Source organism: Streptococcus mitis, from assembly GCF_009496205.1.
Taxonomy (GTDB): Bacteria; Bacillota; Bacilli; order Lactobacillales; family Streptococcaceae; genus Streptococcus; species Streptococcus mitis_BN.
On sequence record NZ_WIJO01000050.1, the window covers coordinates 1 to 15,734 of the forward strand.

A 15,734-nucleotide genomic window follows, 5' to 3' on the forward strand; every position below is an offset into this window, starting at 1 on the left:
ATTGTAGACTATATTGATTACTACAACAATAAACGAATTAAGGTAAAACTAAAAGGACTTAGCCCTGTACAATACAGAACTAAATCCTTCGGATAAATTAATTGTCTAACTTTTTGGGGTCAGTACAGTTTCAAGTTTTTTCAACACCTGATACTATGCGTTTTTCTGATTTCATGGACTTTTTTCCCAACCACACTCCATTATTTCAAAAATTAATGTCTAAAATGTCTCACACCTGTGAAGACCATAGTCAAGCCGTATTTATCCGCAGCTTCGATAGACTCTTGGTCACGGACTGAGCCTCCAGGCTGGATGATGGCCTTAATTCCTGCTTTGGCAATTTCTTCCACGTTATCCGCAAATGGGAAGAAGGCATCAGAAGCAAGAACAGCGCCGTCAAGGCGGTCTTTAGCTTGTTCGATGGCGATACGGACTGAAGCCACACGGTTGGTTTGACCTGGGCCAACACCAAGTGTCATGTGGTCGTTTGTCACGATGATGCCGTTTGATTTGACATACTTGATAGCCTTCCATGCAAACTCAAGGGCAGTCGCCTCTGTCTCCGTTGGTTGGCGTTTGGTCACCACTTGCCAGTCAGCCGGGCTTTCCTTGACCACGTCTTGGTTTTGAACAAGGAGACCACCAACCACACCTGTGTACTCTGCTTCCACTTCACTAGCCTCTTGAGCATCAAATGGCAAGGCAAGGATGCGCAAGTTTTTCTTTTTGTTGGTCAAAATGGCTAGCGCTTCATCCGTATAGCTTGGTGCGATGATGATTTCAAGGAAAACTCCGTGCATCTTCTCAGCAGTCGCAGCATCCACCTCACGGTTAAGAACGACGATTCCACCGAAGATAGACACTGGGTCAGACTCATAAGCGTAGTCCCATGCAGTTCCGATATCATCAGCTTGACCGATACCGCATGGATTCATGTGTTTGAGAGCTACAACTGTTGGAAGGTCTTTGAAATCGCGAATAATACGAATGGCAGCGTCAGCATCACGGATATTGTTAAAGGACAATTCCTTACCGTTGAGCTGTTTGGCTGAAGCAATGGAGTAATCAGTCGGCAAGGCTTTCTGGTAAAAGTCCGCGTCCTGCTGAGGGTTTTCACCGTAACGCATGGCTTGCTTGAGGTCATAGGTCAAGGTCAGTTTTTCAGGTTTTACTTCACCCACTTGAGCTGTGAAGTACTCTGCAATCAAGGCATCATAAGCTGCTGTGTGACGGAAAACCTTGGCTGCCAGACGTTGACGAGTTTCGTAAGTAGTTTCACCATTGGCTGACAACTCGTCAAGAATCACAGCATAATCCTCTGGGTCTACAACAACTGTTACGCTGGCATGATTCTTCGCTGCCGAGCGAAGCATAGATGGCCCACCGATATCGATGTTTTCAACTGCATCAGCGTAAGTTACGTCTGGTTTAAGAATCGTTTCTTTAAAGGGATAGAGATTGACCACTACAAGGTCAATGAGCTCGATTTGATTGTCTTTGGCCGCTTCCAGGTGACTAGCCAAATCCCGACGAGCGAGGAGTCCACCGTGTATATTTGGATGAAGGGTCTTAACACGACCGTCCATCATCTCTGGAAAACCGGTCACATCATCAATCGCAATAGTATCTACTCCAGCATTATCAAGGGCAACCTTGGTTCCACCTGTCGAGATAATCTCCCAACCAAGTTTTTTAAGTTCTTGGGCAAATTCAACAATGCCCGCTTTGTCTGAGACGCTGATTAAGGCGCGTTTAGTCATGTTACTTCCTTTCATTTTCAAACTCTCTACTTAGGCAATTTTCTTTTCATAAAGTATAGGGAGACGATTACCAAGACTCCTAAAATCACTGTCAGTAAAAATCTCCCCCAATAGGGAAACTCTGGGAAGAAGAAATTTACCAGTAAACGTAGAACGATTACCAAGCTAATCAAAGCAAATGTTTCCAACCATTTTTTCATTTATTTGTCCAACAATTCTCTAATAACTTCCGGATACAACTTGTACTCTGCCTCATGAATGCGAGTTTCAAAGCTTTCGATGGTATCATCAGCCAGCCTTGGCACACGTACTTGCTTGATAACCTTACCTGTATCCACACCAGAATCCACCCAGTGAATGGTCACGCCGCTCTCAGCAACGCCAGCATTCCAAGCATCCTCAATTCCATGAGCTCCTGGAAATTCGGGCAGGTAGGCTGGATGAATGTTGACAATCCGACCTTCATAAGCCGCCAATAAGGTTGGCCCTACGATTTTCATGTAGCCTGCTAGGCAAATCAAGTCAATCTGGTGTTCTTCCAAGAGTTCGACAAGGGCTGCTTCGTAGTCTGCCTTGCTCTCAAACTCCTTGAGTTCAAAAGCATAGGACAAAGTGCCAAGCTTGTCTGCACGCTCGAGCACATAGGCGTCACGATGGTCTGAAAAAACAAACTCCACTGGAAATTCTTCGGCAATCACCTGAAAATTTGAGCCATTACCAGAGGCAAAAACCGCTATTTTTTTCATTTGATGATGACACTTTCGTTTTCTTTCTTGACGATGCGACCAATTTCATAGACTGGTTCATCCAGCAATTCTTTGACACGACCTACATTTTCAGGGCTAACTGCCAACATGAGTCCCACACCCATATTGAAGATTTCAAACATTTCTTCGTGTTTGATTTGACCGTATTTTTCAAGGGCTTTGAAAATCGGTAAAACTGGTACCTTGCTTTCCTCAATCTCAGCAGCCAGGTCAGTCGCAAACATACGAGGGACATTTTCGATAAAGCCTCCACCAGTGATGTGGGCAATGCCGTTGACCAACTCTTCCTTGATGAGGGGCAAAACAGCCTTGACATAGATACGTGTTGGCTCAAGAAGAACGTCCTTGAGTTTCTTGCCTTCCAATTCTGGCAAGACTTCCTCACCTGTATAGTCCGCAAAGACACGACGAACGAGTGAGTAACCATTTGAGTGAATACCACTTGAAGCAAGTCCGAGAAGGACATCGCCTTCAGCTACTTTTGTACCATCAATGATTTGAGATTTTTCAGCCACGCCGACTGCAAAACCAGCTAGATCGTAATCATCTGCGCCGTACATACCAGGCATTTCAGCTGTTTCCCCACCGATAAGAGCAGCACCTGCCTGCACACAACCTTCTGCAACACCAGCGACTACTTGTTCTAGCTTGGCTGGTTCATTCTTACCAGTTGCGACATAGTCAAGAAAATAGAGGGGCTCCGCACCTGCAGCGATGATGTCGTTGACACACATGGCCACACAGTCCTGACCGATGGTATCGTGCTTGTCGTACTTAATTGCCAGCATGAGCTTGGTTCCAACACCGTCAGTCCCTGAAATCAAGACGGGTTCTTTAACCCCTGTTTTTGAAAGGTCAAACATGCCACCAAAACCACCAAGAGCTCCCATGACACCTGCACGCTCCGTACGAGCCACGTGCTTTTTAATCCGTTCAACAACTTCATAACCCGCTTCAACGTCTACACCCGATTGAGCGTACGCATTCTTATTTGTCATTTTTTAATCCTTTTCTTTTTTTGAGAAAGACTGCGACGTATTTTTAGATAAACAATTATTTTATCTAAAAATACTAGTCAGGTCTCTAGCTTTGGTCCCATAGGAGAAAGCGTCTACTGACAAATGCTTTAGCTTTTCGTCAGTAGTGAGACGTGAGGCATAAGCATTTTTATTTGTCACTTATTTATTTCTTTTCTTTAATGGAGAATCTGACGCCTACTTGTAAAAACTAGTCTTCTCTTCCAAACTCCGACGATAGTCTTCTTCATAGTCGTAGAGAGGTGTTGGGTAGTCACCGTCAAAGTAAGCGACACAGAGACCACCATTTGGTGCGTCTGTTTCAATACCAATCGAATCAATCAATCCCTCAACAGAAAGATAGGTCAGACTGTCGGCTCCAATGATTTGGCGAGTTTCTTCGACCGTATGATTAGCCGCAATCAGTTCCTGACGGGTCTGGATATCAATCCCGTAGAAGCACGGATAAGCTAGCGCTGGACTACCGATAGCAACGTGAACCTCAGTAGCACCTGCTTCTTTCAAAAGCTGAACGATACGACGAGAGGTTGTTCCACGTACAATAGAGTCATCAATCATAACCACACGCTTGCCTTTAACAACACCCGAAACAGCAGAGAGTTTCATCCGCACCCCTTGCTCCCGCAATTCTTGAGTCGGTTGGATAAAGGTGCGTTGTGTGTATTGGTTCTTGATCAGACCCATTTCATTTGGCAGACCAGATTCTTCTGCAAATCCCATAGCCGCGCTGAGGGAAGAATTGGGCACACCGACCACGATATCTGCCTCATGCTTAAATTCACGCGCTAATTGCGCTCCCATACGCTTACGAGCTGTATGAACATTGACACCGTGGATATTAGAATCAGGACGAGCAAAGTAGATATACTCCATTGAACAAATCGCCAACTGGGTATCATCTGTATAGCTGTCATACTGGATGCCCTTGTCATCAATGATCACAATCTCACCTGGCTTCAAATCACGAATCCACTCAGCACCAATGACTTCAAAAGCGCAAGTTTCAGAGGACACCACCACCGCTCCGTTGCCCATTTTCCCGATCGAAAGCGGTCGGAAACCATTAGGATCAAGAGCAGCAATCAACTTGTCCTCAAACAGCAGAATATAGGCAAAACCACCTTTAACTAGGCTGAGCGCCTCCTTGATTTTGCCCATCAAGTTCGGATTGTGACTGCGACGAATGAGGTGAGCCAAGATTTCCGAGTCCGAAGTCGCGCTGAAAATCGCTCCTCTTTCCTCCAATTCTTTCTTGAGAGAGGCAGCATTGGTCAAGTTTCCGTTGTGAGCAAGTCCAAACTGCATATCATGAAAACGGAAGAGGAAGGGCTGGATGTTATCTACAGAAGCTTCGCCAGCAGTCGCGTAACGAACATGCCCAATCGCACCAGTTCCTGTCAATTTATCCAAATTAGCAGGATTTCTGAATACTTCTGATAAAAGGCCCATGTCACGATGGCGCTTCAATTGTCCTTGGTCATTAGAGAGGATTCCTGCCCCCTCCTGACCACGGTGCTGAAGACTGTGGAGACCAAAATAGGTCAATTTAGCAGCATCTGGATGTCCCCAGATACCGAAAACACCACATTCTTCATTAAGAGATTTTACTTCGTATGTCATTTTATATACCTTTTATTTCCCTGTGAAATAACGCACCGCTGACGCGAATAGGTGTTGGTCTTTATTTCCTGGGATGTTTTGGAAAAGACCGTCTTCATAACGTTCTGAGTGTCCCATCTTACCGATGATTTGACCATTCTTGCTGGTAATTCCTTCGATGGCATTTACAGAACCATTAGGATTGTACTTAGAGTCCATGCTTGGTTTTCCGTCAAAGTCAACGTATTGGCTGAAAATTTGTCCATTGTCACGGAGCTCTGCAAATTCCTCAGCCGTCACGACAAACTTCCCTTCACCGTGCGAAACAGGAATAGCGTGGATATCACCCACCTGCACGCCAGCCAACCATGGTGAGTTGGTATTGGCAATACGAGTTTCCACCATCTTGGCTACGTGCTGGTTGGCATCATTGTAGAAGAGGGTTGGGCTAGTACTAGTAGCATCTTCGAAGTTCCCGTATGGTAGGAGGCCTGATTTGACCAAAGCCTGGAATCCATTACAGATACCAATAATCAAGCCACCACGGGCGATAAAGCTATCAATAGCTACACGGACTTTTTCATTGAGCAGAATATTGACAATGAACTTGGCTGAACCATCTGGTTCATCCGCAGCTGAGAATCCACCGGCAAAGAAGAGAATGTTAGCCTTGCCGATGTTGTCAACCATAGTTTCGACTGACTTGACAATAGCATCTTCATTCAAGGTCACAAATGGCACCAAGTTGACCTCTGCACCTTCTTTCTCAAAGGCCTTAGATGAGTCATATTCTGAGTTAGTTCCTGGGAAGACTGGGATGTAAACCACAGGTTTTTCAATGGTTTCTTTTGATTTGATGACTTTGCTAGAAGCGACAGCTGGCACTTCAGCCAATTCTTTCGCTTGAGCAAATTCTGTTGGGTAAACTTCTTCCAGTTTGCCTTGGAAGGCACTGTCAAGTTTGTGTCCATCTAGCTTCACACCGTTGACAAGGAGTGTAAAGTCTGCGCTTGTTTGTCCAATCTTCTCTACTCCAGCGATTTCTTCAGGAGAAGTGAAGACAAATCCGCCTAATTGTGCTGTCAAAGCTGTTTCAAGTTCAGGCAAGGTCACCTCTGCACCGATATGGTTCCCAAAGGTAGCAAGAGCCAAGCTTTCAAGGACACCGCCGTATTTAACAGCTGATGCAGATGTTACTTTGTGATCAGCTTGGATGGCTTCAAATTGAGCAAAGTTAGACTTAATCAAGTCAAAATCAATCTCTGCAGAGAGGGCTTGACCTGGGATGTAGTAGATGTTTTCACCAGCAGCTTTGAACTCAGGAGAGAGTACCTTCCGGCTATCTGCCGTCGTCACTCCAAAGGCTACCAAGGTTGGTGGTACGGTCAATTCTTCAAAGGTCCCAGACATGGAGTCCTTACCACCGATAGATGGCAAGCCAAGTTGGATTTGTGCTTCGATAGAGCCTAGAAGGGCGGCTACTGGCTGACCGAAACGCTCTGCTTGTTTATCCATACGCTCGAAATACTCTTGGTAAGAAAAACGAGCCTTAGACCAGTCTGCACCAGCAGCCACCAAACGAGCAGTTGCTTCGATAACCCCATAGGCAGCACCGTGGTATGGAGACCATTCAGCTACATATGGGTTGAATCCTTGAGCCATGACTGACGCAGTATGAGTCACACCGTGTTGAACTGGCAATTTCTGCACAGATGCCTCAGTTGGTGTGAGTTGGTAACGACCACCAAGTGGGTGATTAACCGTTGAGCGACCGACCGAACAGTCAAAGATGGTTTGCAATCCTTTTTGACTCGCATGGTTCAAATCAGACAGAACCGCAAGGGTATCTGCTTCAAGTGTGTCAGCGCTTGTTGTACGCTCTTCTGGAAGTTTGACATCCTTGTCCACAACCTTGGCATCAACGACTACACGCACACCGTTTGTATCAAGGAAACGGCGTTCCAAGTCGACAATCGTTTCACCATTCCAGTGCATGACAAGATTTGGTTTTTCAGTCACTGTCGCAACCACAACAGCGTCAATATTTTCTTTGTTACATTCGGCAACAAAGGTATCTACGTCTTCAGGACGAACCACGACCGCCATCCGTTCTTGTGATTCAGAGATGGCAATTTCTGTACCATTCAAACCTTGGTATTTAAGAGGCACTTTATTAAGGTCGATTTCAAGACCATCTGCCAATTCACCGATAGCCACACAGACTCCGCCTGCTCCAAAGTCATTGGATTTCTTGATGAGACGAGTGACAGCACCATTGCGGAAAAGACGCTGAATCTTGCGCTCTTCGATAGCATTTCCCTTTTGAACCTCAGCACCAGCAGTCTCTACAGACTCAACCGTTTGAACCTTAGAAGATCCCGTCGCACCCCCGACACCATCACGTCCAGTCTTACCACCGAGCAAGATAATCACATCACCCGCTTCCGGTTTTTCACGGACAACATTGCCCTTAGGAGCAGCACCGACAACAGCACCTAGCTCCATGCGTTTAGCTACAAAGCCTGAGTGGAAATATTCACGAACGTAGGTCGTCGCAAGCCCAATCTGGTTCCCATACGAAGAATAACCGTGAGCCGCTGTCTTAGAAATGACCTGTTGTGGCAATTTCCCAGCGCGAGTTTCCGAAATCGGCGCTGTAATATCACCAGCACCTGAGATACGCATGGCTTGGTAGACATATGAACGACCTGACAATGGGTCACGAATGGCACCACCGATACAGGTTGCAGCACCACCAAATGGTTCGATTTCTGTCGGGTGGTTGTGGGTTTCATTCTTGAACATGAGGAGCCAAGGTTCCTTGACACCATCAACGTCCACTTCGATCTCGACCGAACAAGCATTGATTTCGTCTGACACTTCCATGTCATCCAAACGACCATTGATACGCTCATAACGACCGAAAATAGTCGCCATATCCATCAAGGTTTGCGGTTTTTCAGAACGCCCCAACTCATCACGCATGGCAATATACTTGTCATATGTTGACTGCAATTGTTTTTGGAATTTAGAAGCTGAAAAATCAATGTTTTTCAACTCAGTCTCGAATGTTGTGTGACGGCAGTGGTCAGACCAGTAAGTGTCCAAAACTTTGAGCTCTGTTTCCGTCGGCACGCGCCCGATTGACTTGAAGTAGTCTTGGATAAAGAGCAAATCATCCACTTCCATAGCCATCCCTTGCTCGGCCTTGTAGCGGGCAAAGTCTTCTGCTGTATAGCTTTCAAAGAAAGTCAATTTGGGAATGGTCTTGTCCGACTCTGAAAATTCCTGCTTGGCAACCCCTGTCGTGATGTCCTTGAAACGAGAATCAACTGGATTGAGCAAGTAGTTTTTGACTGCTTCTAACTCCGTCGCATCAATATCTTTATTGACCAAGTACAGTTGGGCTGTGTTGACTGTTACATCACTCGAACTTCCCAGTAAAAGCAAGGCTTCCTGTGAAGAAGCCGCACGCTGATCAAATTGCCCAGGCAGGCTTTCAATGGCAAAGAAAGCATAGTTGGCAAGATCCGCCTGCACGGCCGCTTCATCCAAGACATGATCCGTCACCTGCTCAGAGAAGATGTGTTTCTCCGCAGGCGCAAACAAGTCCTCTGCCAAATCAAATACATCATACACTTGCACAATACGAATACTTTTCAAACTTGAAAGTCCCAAGTTGTGCTGGAGTTCTCTAACCAAACTCTCTGACTTGACCTGAAAATCAGCCTTTTTTTCAACAAAAATACGTTTATCCATCAATCCTTATTCCTTTTTTTCAGCTCTTGCAATATTCCTAAACAGCCTTGAGGCTGTTATTTCAATTCCTGCAACTTCTCCCAGACAACTTCGTAAACGTCTGTTAGTTCTCCTAATCCCCTACGGAGTGAAAAGGTCTGGGGGACCTTTTCAGCCTGAGTCCTTTTAGTTGAGAGACGAAGGTTTTCCGTTGCAAACAGATTATTTCAACCCCTGCAACTTTTCCCAGACGATCTCGTAAACATCTGTTAGTTCTCCCAATCCTCTACGGAAAACATCCTTATCCATGTGGTTGCCATCCGCATCCCACAAACGGCAGTTATCTGGTGAAAATTCATCTGCCAAGATAATCTTGCCATCCTTGTCAAAACCGAACTCTAGCTTAAAGTCAATCAACTTAAGCCCAATCTCAGCAAACCAGACCTTCAAAAGTTCATTGATACGACGAGTTTCTTCCTTCAAGTAGGCAATCTGCTGATCATCGGCAATCTGTAGGAATTTCACATGCTCATCATTGATAAATGGATCATCCAAATCATCATTTTTGTAGTAAAATTCGACAATCGGAGTCTCCAAGGCGATTCCCTCATCCACACCAAAACGTTTTGAAAAAGAACCAGCAGTATAGTTGCGGAGCACGACCTCGAGAGGAATAATCTCAACCTTTTTATTGAGTTGTTCCGTGTCCGAAAGTTTCTCCACAAAGTGAGTCGCCACACCCGCCGCATTTAATTTCTCAAAAATAAAAGATGAAATCTGATTATTCAACACTCCCTTACCCGCAATCTGCTCCTTCTTAACACCGTTGAAAGCAGTCGCCTGGTCCTTGTAAGTTGAAATAATAAGATTTTCATCCTCTGTTGTATAGATATCTTTAGCTTTTCCCGAATAGATCAATTGTTTTGACATTTTAAAGTTCGCCTTTCGTATTACTTGAGCACATTCTACCACAAAAAACCTAAAATTACAAGAATTTAACCGAATAAAAGATGGAGGAAGCTCAAAAATCATAAAGAAAAAACTGCAAGAAGTATCTTTCTCACAGTTTTAAAATCATTTAACTCTAAAAATACGAACATTACTCTTTGTTCAAAAATTGATCCAAATAATAACGTAGGTAACTTTTCTTGCCCGTAATCATCTGCAGGCGACCTTCCACCCCATATCGAAGTTTTTCAGCCTGCTCCGAAGTTAGATTAGTCTCCGCCTCGATTTTAAAGAAATTCCCTTTTTCAGTCTTAGTAGCTGTCGCATCAATACTTGTAATAGTAGAATCTAGGAAAAGTTGATTCTTGGCATCATGAGTCGTCGTATAGCGAACAGAATCACCGACCTTGATCCTTGCTACATCCTTTGAACTAAGATAAGCTGTTAGTTTGGCTTTCCCTTCTTTTTCCAAGGACGGATAGAGTTGGGCTAGTAGGGTACCTTCTGCTACCATGGTAGAATCACTGGTCTCAGGATTAAGATGAAGCACCCCATCCTCACTCGCCGTAATTTTCCCCTTGTCTAAAAGATTTCCCTGTACCTTCTTACCTGACTCTGCCTCCAAGATTTTCTGGTCTAGAAGGGTCAATTCCTGACCGACCTTAGCCAAATGTTGGGATTTAAGGGACTCTAATTGATTGCTTAAGCCTGACGCATAGGCTTGCTGGGTACCTGAACCTGCATACTGAACACGGTAAGTAGCAAGACTAGATTCTAACTGAGAAAGCTGTGCTTCAACCTGCGCAACAGCCTGAGATTTAGCTTGCGGATTTTCCTCGCCCTGAGACTTGTAGGACTGGTAGAGAGAGTAGGCTAGATTCTGACTGGCCAAGGAAGCACCTGTTTCAATAGCTGACTTAGCTGTCTGGTAATCGCGAATTTTAGCTTCTGTTTGCCTGATGAGATTGCCGATTTCGGCTTGGGTTTGACTAGCTGCTGCATTCTGGGACGCGATGGTCTCATTTTGTTGCGATGTACTAGCCCTAAGACTAGCCGCTTGGCTGAGATAGTCGCGAAAGGTGGCTTGGTAGCCAAACTTATCCTCCTCTGGAAAGTGGTTCTCCCCTTCTTGCAGACTCTTTTGCAAATACTCCAATTGCTTTTTTTGATCCTTGAGCATGTCCAACTGACTAGCATAGGCCTCCGCTTGGACACCCTCTGCCCCTTCTTGATATTGAACCAACAGTTCTCCCTTTTTAACCAGCTTATTTTCTTCCAAATGATTAACAAGAATGCGATTATTGCTAGTTGACTGGATATTTGCAAGGATACGACTAGGCTCGACAGTAGCTCTAGTAGACAAACTCATCTCCTTCTCTGCAAATATTGCAAAGCCAAGTAAAAACACGAGCAGAAGGGACATGGGGACAATCACCCGACTGGAAAAATTATGGTAACGACGATTATAAAACTCCGCACTTTCTAAAAATTCTGGTTTCATTCTCTCCTCTTTCTAGCTATTCACCAAATGTGCGTAAAAACCACCCTGTGCAAGCAAATCAGCATGTTTTCCTTCTTCGACAATCTTGCCCTGATCCAAGACAACAACCTTCTCTGTCCGCTCAGCAATGGTCAAGCGGTGGGCAATGAAAATCAAGGTCTTGTCTAAAGCCATGAGATTATCGACAATCCGCTTCTCTGTTAAAATATCCAAACTGCTAGTTGCCTCATCCAAAATCAAGACCGGCGCATCTGTCAAGAGAGCACGCGCCAGAGCAATTCTCTGACGTTGACCACCTGAGATCCCTGCCCCATCCGAAGTCAATTCTGTCTGGTAATTCAGTGGCATGCGCTCAATGTCCTCCCGAATCTCTGCCAATTCGACCGCCCGTAAGATATCCTTTTGAGTCGTCCCTTCCTTGGCTCCAAGGAGAAGATTCTCCAAAATCGTTCCGTTAAAGACATAGGGCTGTTGAGGCAGATAGTTAATATACTGGCGCAGAGTCTTTTTATCAATCTGATTGAGATTGACACCACCCAGACTAATCTCTCCCTGACTTGGGTCGTAAAAATTAACCATCATCTTGGCCAAGGTCGTCTTACCTGACCCTGAAATCCCCACAAAAGCCACCTTAGAGCCTTGGGGAATGGTCAAATTGATATCCGACAAGACATCTCGACCATAGCCATACTTGTAGGAAACCTGCTTGAAGGTCATCTCTCCCTTCATCAAGCTCAGATCCTCAACCGTTTTCTTCTCCTCAAACTCCGAAGCTACTAGATACACTTCATTTAAACGATTATTGGCAACCTGCGCTGTCTGAAGTTTGGTTTGCAGATTGATGATATTTTCCAAAGGATTGGTAAAATAAACCAGCAAGGTATTATAGGTAATCAACTGCCCTAAACTCATCTTGCCATCCATGACCAGAACAGCCCCCATCCATAGAATGCCGACATTGAGCAAGAGATGGGCAACTTTTTTCAGAGCCTTTTGCTGACTTTCTGCCCGACTATAGGTAAAGGATTTTTTCAGATAATCCACAAATTCCTTGTCAATCTTTTGATATCGTGAACTTTCACTGGTCAAAGACTTGATAGTCTCAATACCATTAATGTCCTCAATGATAGAAGAAGACAGAACCGCATTAGCTTCCATAGTGTCCCGATTCATCTTTTCAAACGGCTTCATAAAGGCAAAGATAATCACTGTATAGATAGGAAGTGCCAATAAAGTCATGAAAAAGAGATTGGTATTTTGTGAAAATAAAACAAGGGAAATAATGACAACCGTTGACACATCTAGGAAAATCGAAAGAATGGTCGAAGCCAGCGCATCAATGATACTATTAGCATCCGTGAAACGAGACACGATTTCCCCTGTTCGGCGTGTCGCAAAAAAGGACATAGGCAGGTGAAAAACATGCTTGATATAGGACAAAATCACATCAATCGACAAGCGTTGCCCCAAAACAAGTAAGAGATACTCCTGAGCGTAAGACAAGATTTGCTGGAGGATATAGACGATAACCAGCCCAATAGAAATAATCCCAAGCGTCGAACGCATCTGATCTGGCACATAGGTATCAATGATAGACTGCAGATAATAAGAACCCACAATGTTAATCACGGTTACCAATAGTGTTGCCAAAACGATATTAGCGATCAAGCCACGCTGCTTCACTAATATAGGGATAAAAGAGAGCAGACCATTCTTTTGATCCTTATGAGGCTTGTAGTCTGGACTAGGTGCCATAAACAGAGTCACTCCTGTCCATTCTTCCGCAAAACGCTCACGTGGCAGTTTGGTCAATTTCACCCCAGGATCTGGATCGGCAATATGAATGCTATCCTTATCCTGCCCAGTCACCACATAGTAGTGGAGCAATTTCCCTTCCTTAAGCACATGGGCAACAAAAGGAAAGGTCAAATCTGGCAAGTCAAAGAGTGTCATATCCGCCTTGATCGCTCGCGTCTCAAAGCCAATCTCCTCTGCCACCTTGACCAAGCCCAAAGCCGTCGTCCCATCCATGGTCGTCTTGGCTAATTCACGCAAGTGAGCCAAAGAATAGTAACTACCATAGTAGCCAAAAATCATGGCCAATGAAGCTACACCGCAGTCCATCTGATCCACCTGCGGACGATAGTGACGTTTCCCAAATTTCATATTCATCTCCTTTTCCCTAATACTCAATGAAAATCAAAGAGCAAACTAGGAAACTAGCCGCAGGCTGCTCAAAACACTGTTTTGAGGTTGTATATAAGACTGACGAAGTCAGTCACATATATACGGCAAGGCGACGTTGACGTGGTTTGAATTTGATTTTCGAAGAGTATAAACTCATCTGATAACAACTATCTTACCCCAAACACCAAATAAAAACTGGACTTCCTCCCCAAATGCGCCTATCCCCCTCCCAACTGTACTTTTTGGATAAAAAAATAGGCAGAACAAGCGTTCTACCTAAAATATATATATTTATTTCTTTTTCTTCCTAATTCTTTTGTCAATCATATACAAAACGATAATCGAAAACAGCGGTGGTACAATATAACTCTTTTCACTCATTGTCAGCTGAAATCCCAGAGTTGCAAGTATCTTAAAGATGAAAATATTCATTAAAAATAGAAAAACAAAGACTAAAAAATATCTTAAAACCTTCTTCATTCCTTTTCTTCAACTCTCCTAATTTCTACACCTATTTTATCAAAAATACATGTAAAACTCCAAATAAACACTTCAACTGCACTTTTTGGGACAAAAAATAGGCAGAACAAACGTCCTACCTACTAAAAATATGGTATGAAAGGAAATTGATTTTTTACTGACACCCTAGGCAAGCTTGGGACAAATAAATCATTGATAGTAACCTTTACGACATCCTATTTATTACTTCAATTTCTAAACCACCTCTGGTATGTTCTATTCAAAGTCAGAATAGATAACACCGTTCTAAATTACGATTTTTTTAAACTCCGATGTGATGCATTCTTAGATTCTACCCTAACCATTTTCAGCGCAAACTAACAAGTCATTCTTAGCTGCTCACTCTACTTGCTTTTTATTGACCTTATAGCCTAGATAAAAGAGCCCAAATAAAACGGGGTAAATTTCTGGATAAAATAGGGTATTGATTGGACTTTTCAACATCAAATACGTTGCGATGTAGATAATGAGTGATACGGTAAAATAACCCTCAGCAAAACCTAATAAAAATGTTTTCATAGAAGACTCCTTTTTACTAAAAAACGATCTACCTTCTTTTTATCCACCTCGTGCTGCCGACTGATAACCATTATACGCACCCCAAGCTAACAGTCCGATAGCCAAAATACCACCACCAACCACAAGTAATACTCCTCCACCATCAACTTCTTGCAATTCAATATCACTTAACGTAGTATAATTTTGTTCAATAGTTTGTAAATTTGACATATATATCCTCCATTTTAATTATAAAAATTAGTTTTCTTTTAATATACCGATAATAATCATCAATACACTCATAACAAATGCAGACAACAGGCCTTTAGTAGTACTGTTGAAAAAAGGTCTATCAAAAACGTAATAATTATATGCAGACAATCCTAAACCAATGCCAGTCACTACAATTGTAATAACGAGTAGTATAATCCAAAATGCTTTCTTGCTCATATTTATCAAAAACTATGGATGAGTAATATAGTAGAATGTTTTACCAGCAGCTTCACCAACTTGGTAAATTCCCCAGCCAATCGCGATACCCACGGAAACTACCTCCCAAGAAACTCCCCCATCTACATTCATCAACTCTTCTTCTGTAAGAGTTACAAAGTTTTGTTCCATTTTGTCAAAATTTGTCATCTTTTTTCTCCTTTATTTCTATTTTTTAGTTTACGACTTCTTGCTCTTAAACCATTTTAAAAACCAGAATAGATTAATTACTGAATTCCTTTTCCTTCCTTTTCTTCTCACTTATCTATTTGAGAAGTGATTTAAAATGAACAGGTAAATTTCATTTATTTTAAATACCATTTGATAAACCATGGCAATAAGATTGGTAAATACATCGCGTAATCTCCTTCCTTTTCTTCTCACTTATTTATTCGAAAAATAATTCGAAAATGTACAATTAATTAAATTTTATTTAAAAAATAATTTAATGAACCACGGATAAAAACCGATCACATACATAAATACTCCTCCTTTTTCTTTCTTATCTATCTATTCGTAATTCCCACTAAAAGTTCTAAATTTTTTATTTTTCCTGACAATAAAAGGCTCTATAATATTTGTAGTGGGTAAATCCCCTATGGATATTATGGAACCTATTTTGTTGTAGAAAAAAAGTTCCATATGACCTATAATGAAAAGCGACTAAACAACTCATTAGAAAGATTCATAT

At 43.1% G+C, this 15,734-nt stretch carries 15 protein-coding genes; 1 reads left to right on the plus strand and 14 read right to left on the minus strand.

Annotated elements, in window-relative coordinates:
• Positions 1–96: IS3 family transposase (locus tag GEZ85_RS08080; RefSeq protein ID WP_133162783.1), on the plus strand; the 96-nt coding region annotated here is incomplete at its 5' end.
• Positions 97–212: 116 nt separating this feature from the next.
• Here GEZ85_RS08080 and purH read toward each other — a convergent pair.
• The 14 genes from purH to GEZ85_RS08140 form a co-directional block, all read right to left on the minus strand.
• A complete protein-coding gene (purH, locus tag GEZ85_RS08085; RefSeq protein WP_153209998.1) occupies positions 213–1,760 on the minus strand; it encodes a bifunctional phosphoribosylaminoimidazolecarboxamide formyltransferase/IMP cyclohydrolase in 1,548 nt (515 codons plus the stop codon).
• Positions 1,761–1,786: 26 nt separating this feature from the next.
• On the minus strand, positions 1,787–1,960 hold the full coding sequence (locus GEZ85_RS10380) for a hypothetical protein (RefSeq protein ID WP_164496992.1): 174 nt from the start codon (positions 1,958–1,960) through the stop codon (positions 1,787–1,789).
• On the minus strand, positions 1,961–2,506 hold the full coding sequence (purN, locus tag GEZ85_RS08090) for a phosphoribosylglycinamide formyltransferase (protein WP_153209999.1): 546 nt from the start codon (positions 2,504–2,506) through the stop codon (positions 1,961–1,963). It lies immediately after the preceding gene.
• A complete protein-coding gene (purM, locus tag GEZ85_RS08095) occupies positions 2,503–3,525 on the minus strand; it encodes a phosphoribosylformylglycinamidine cyclo-ligase (protein ID WP_153210000.1) in 1,023 nt (340 codons plus the stop codon). Before purM ends, purN begins: the two co-directional genes overlap by 4 nt.
• A gap of 216 nt (positions 3,526–3,741) precedes the next feature.
• Positions 3,742–5,184: an amidophosphoribosyltransferase gene (purF, locus tag GEZ85_RS08100; protein WP_153210001.1), complete on the minus strand. Its 1,443-nt coding sequence runs from the start codon at positions 5,182–5,184 to the stop codon at positions 3,742–3,744.
• A gap of 12 nt (positions 5,185–5,196) precedes the next feature.
• A complete protein-coding gene (locus tag GEZ85_RS08105) occupies positions 5,197–8,922 on the minus strand; it encodes a phosphoribosylformylglycinamidine synthase (protein ID WP_153210002.1) in 3,726 nt (1,241 codons plus the stop codon).
• A 56-nt stretch (positions 8,923–8,978) separates the two neighbouring features.
• A complete protein-coding gene (locus GEZ85_RS10560; RefSeq protein WP_080890703.1) occupies positions 8,979–9,122 on the minus strand; it encodes a phosphoribosylaminoimidazolesuccinocarboxamide synthase in 144 nt (47 codons plus the stop codon).
• Position 9,123: 1 nt separating this feature from the next.
• The gene (gene purC / locus GEZ85_RS08115) at positions 9,124–9,831 is read right to left on the minus strand and encodes a phosphoribosylaminoimidazolesuccinocarboxamide synthase (protein WP_153210003.1); all 708 of its coding nucleotides are present in this window, start codon (positions 9,829–9,831) and stop codon (positions 9,124–9,126) included.
• Between the two features lie 169 nt (positions 9,832–10,000).
• Positions 10,001–11,350, minus strand: coding sequence for a competence pheromone export protein ComB (comB, locus tag GEZ85_RS08120; RefSeq protein ID WP_045610806.1), 1,350 nt, complete (start codon positions 11,348–11,350; stop codon positions 10,001–10,003).
• 12 nt (positions 11,351–11,362) lie between these two features.
• Positions 11,363–13,516: a peptide cleavage/export ABC transporter ComA gene (comA, locus tag GEZ85_RS08125; protein ID WP_153210004.1), complete on the minus strand. Its 2,154-nt coding sequence runs from the start codon at positions 13,514–13,516 to the stop codon at positions 11,363–11,365.
• Between the two features lie 312 nt (positions 13,517–13,828).
• Positions 13,829–14,017 carry a hypothetical protein gene (locus GEZ85_RS10390; RefSeq protein WP_000757184.1) on the minus strand — a complete coding sequence of 63 codons (189 nt, stop codon included), beginning with the start codon at positions 14,015–14,017 and terminating at the stop codon, positions 13,829–13,831.
• A 378-nt stretch (positions 14,018–14,395) separates the two neighbouring features.
• The gene (locus GEZ85_RS08130; RefSeq protein WP_125453302.1) at positions 14,396–14,575 is read right to left on the minus strand and encodes a hypothetical protein; all 180 of its coding nucleotides are present in this window, start codon (positions 14,573–14,575) and stop codon (positions 14,396–14,398) included.
• A 39-nt stretch (positions 14,576–14,614) separates the two neighbouring features.
• The gene (locus GEZ85_RS08135) at positions 14,615–14,785 is read right to left on the minus strand and encodes a H354_08695 family bacteriocin-like peptide (protein WP_007522555.1); all 171 of its coding nucleotides are present in this window, start codon (positions 14,783–14,785) and stop codon (positions 14,615–14,617) included.
• Positions 14,786–15,016: 231 nt separating this feature from the next.
• Positions 15,017–15,193: a class IIb bacteriocin, lactobin A/cerein 7B family gene (locus GEZ85_RS08140; RefSeq protein WP_125453304.1), complete on the minus strand. Its 177-nt coding sequence runs from the start codon at positions 15,191–15,193 to the stop codon at positions 15,017–15,019.
• Between the last annotated feature and the right edge of the window lie 541 nt (positions 15,194–15,734).

What these genes read in the sequence shown, in the direction of transcription:
- purH (WP_153209998.1), bottom strand. Translation starts at nt 1,760, where the DNA reads ATGACTAAACGCGCCTTAATCAGCGTCTCAGACAAAGCGGGCATTGTT.
- GEZ85_RS10380 (WP_164496992.1), bottom strand. Translation starts at nt 1,960, where the DNA reads ATGAAAAAATGGTTGGAAACATTTGCTTTGATTAGCTTGGTAATCGTT.
- purN (WP_153209999.1), bottom strand. Translation starts at nt 2,506, where the DNA reads ATGAAAAAAATAGCGGTTTTTGCCTCTGGTAATGGCTCAAATTTTCAG.
- purM (WP_153210000.1), bottom strand. Translation starts at nt 3,525, where the DNA reads ATGACAAATAAGAATGCGTACGCTCAATCGGGTGTAGACGTTGAAGCG.
- purF (WP_153210001.1), bottom strand. Translation starts at nt 5,184, where the DNA reads ATGACATACGAAGTAAAATCTCTTAATGAAGAATGTGGTGTTTTCGGT.
- GEZ85_RS08105 (WP_153210002.1), bottom strand. Translation starts at nt 8,922, where the DNA reads ATGGATAAACGTATTTTTGTTGAAAAAAAGGCTGATTTTCAGGTCAAG.
- purC (WP_153210003.1), bottom strand. Translation starts at nt 9,831, where the DNA reads ATGTCAAAACAATTGATCTATTCGGGAAAAGCTAAAGATATCTATACA.
- comB (WP_045610806.1), bottom strand. Translation starts at nt 11,350, where the DNA reads ATGAAACCAGAATTTTTAGAAAGTGCGGAGTTTTATAATCGTCGTTAC.
- comA (WP_153210004.1), bottom strand. Translation starts at nt 13,516, where the DNA reads ATGAAATTTGGGAAACGTCACTATCGTCCGCAGGTGGATCAGATGGAC.
- GEZ85_RS10390 (WP_000757184.1), bottom strand. Translation starts at nt 14,017, where the DNA reads ATGAAGAAGGTTTTAAGATATTTTTTAGTCTTTGTTTTTCTATTTTTA.
- GEZ85_RS08130 (WP_125453302.1), bottom strand. Translation starts at nt 14,575, where the DNA reads ATGAAAACATTTTTATTAGGTTTTGCTGAGGGTTATTTTACCGTATCA.
- GEZ85_RS08135 (WP_007522555.1), bottom strand. Translation starts at nt 14,785, where the DNA reads ATGTCAAATTTACAAACTATTGAACAAAATTATACTACGTTAAGTGAT.
- GEZ85_RS08140 (WP_125453304.1), bottom strand. Translation starts at nt 15,193, where the DNA reads ATGACAAATTTTGACAAAATGGAACAAAACTTTGTAACTCTTACAGAA.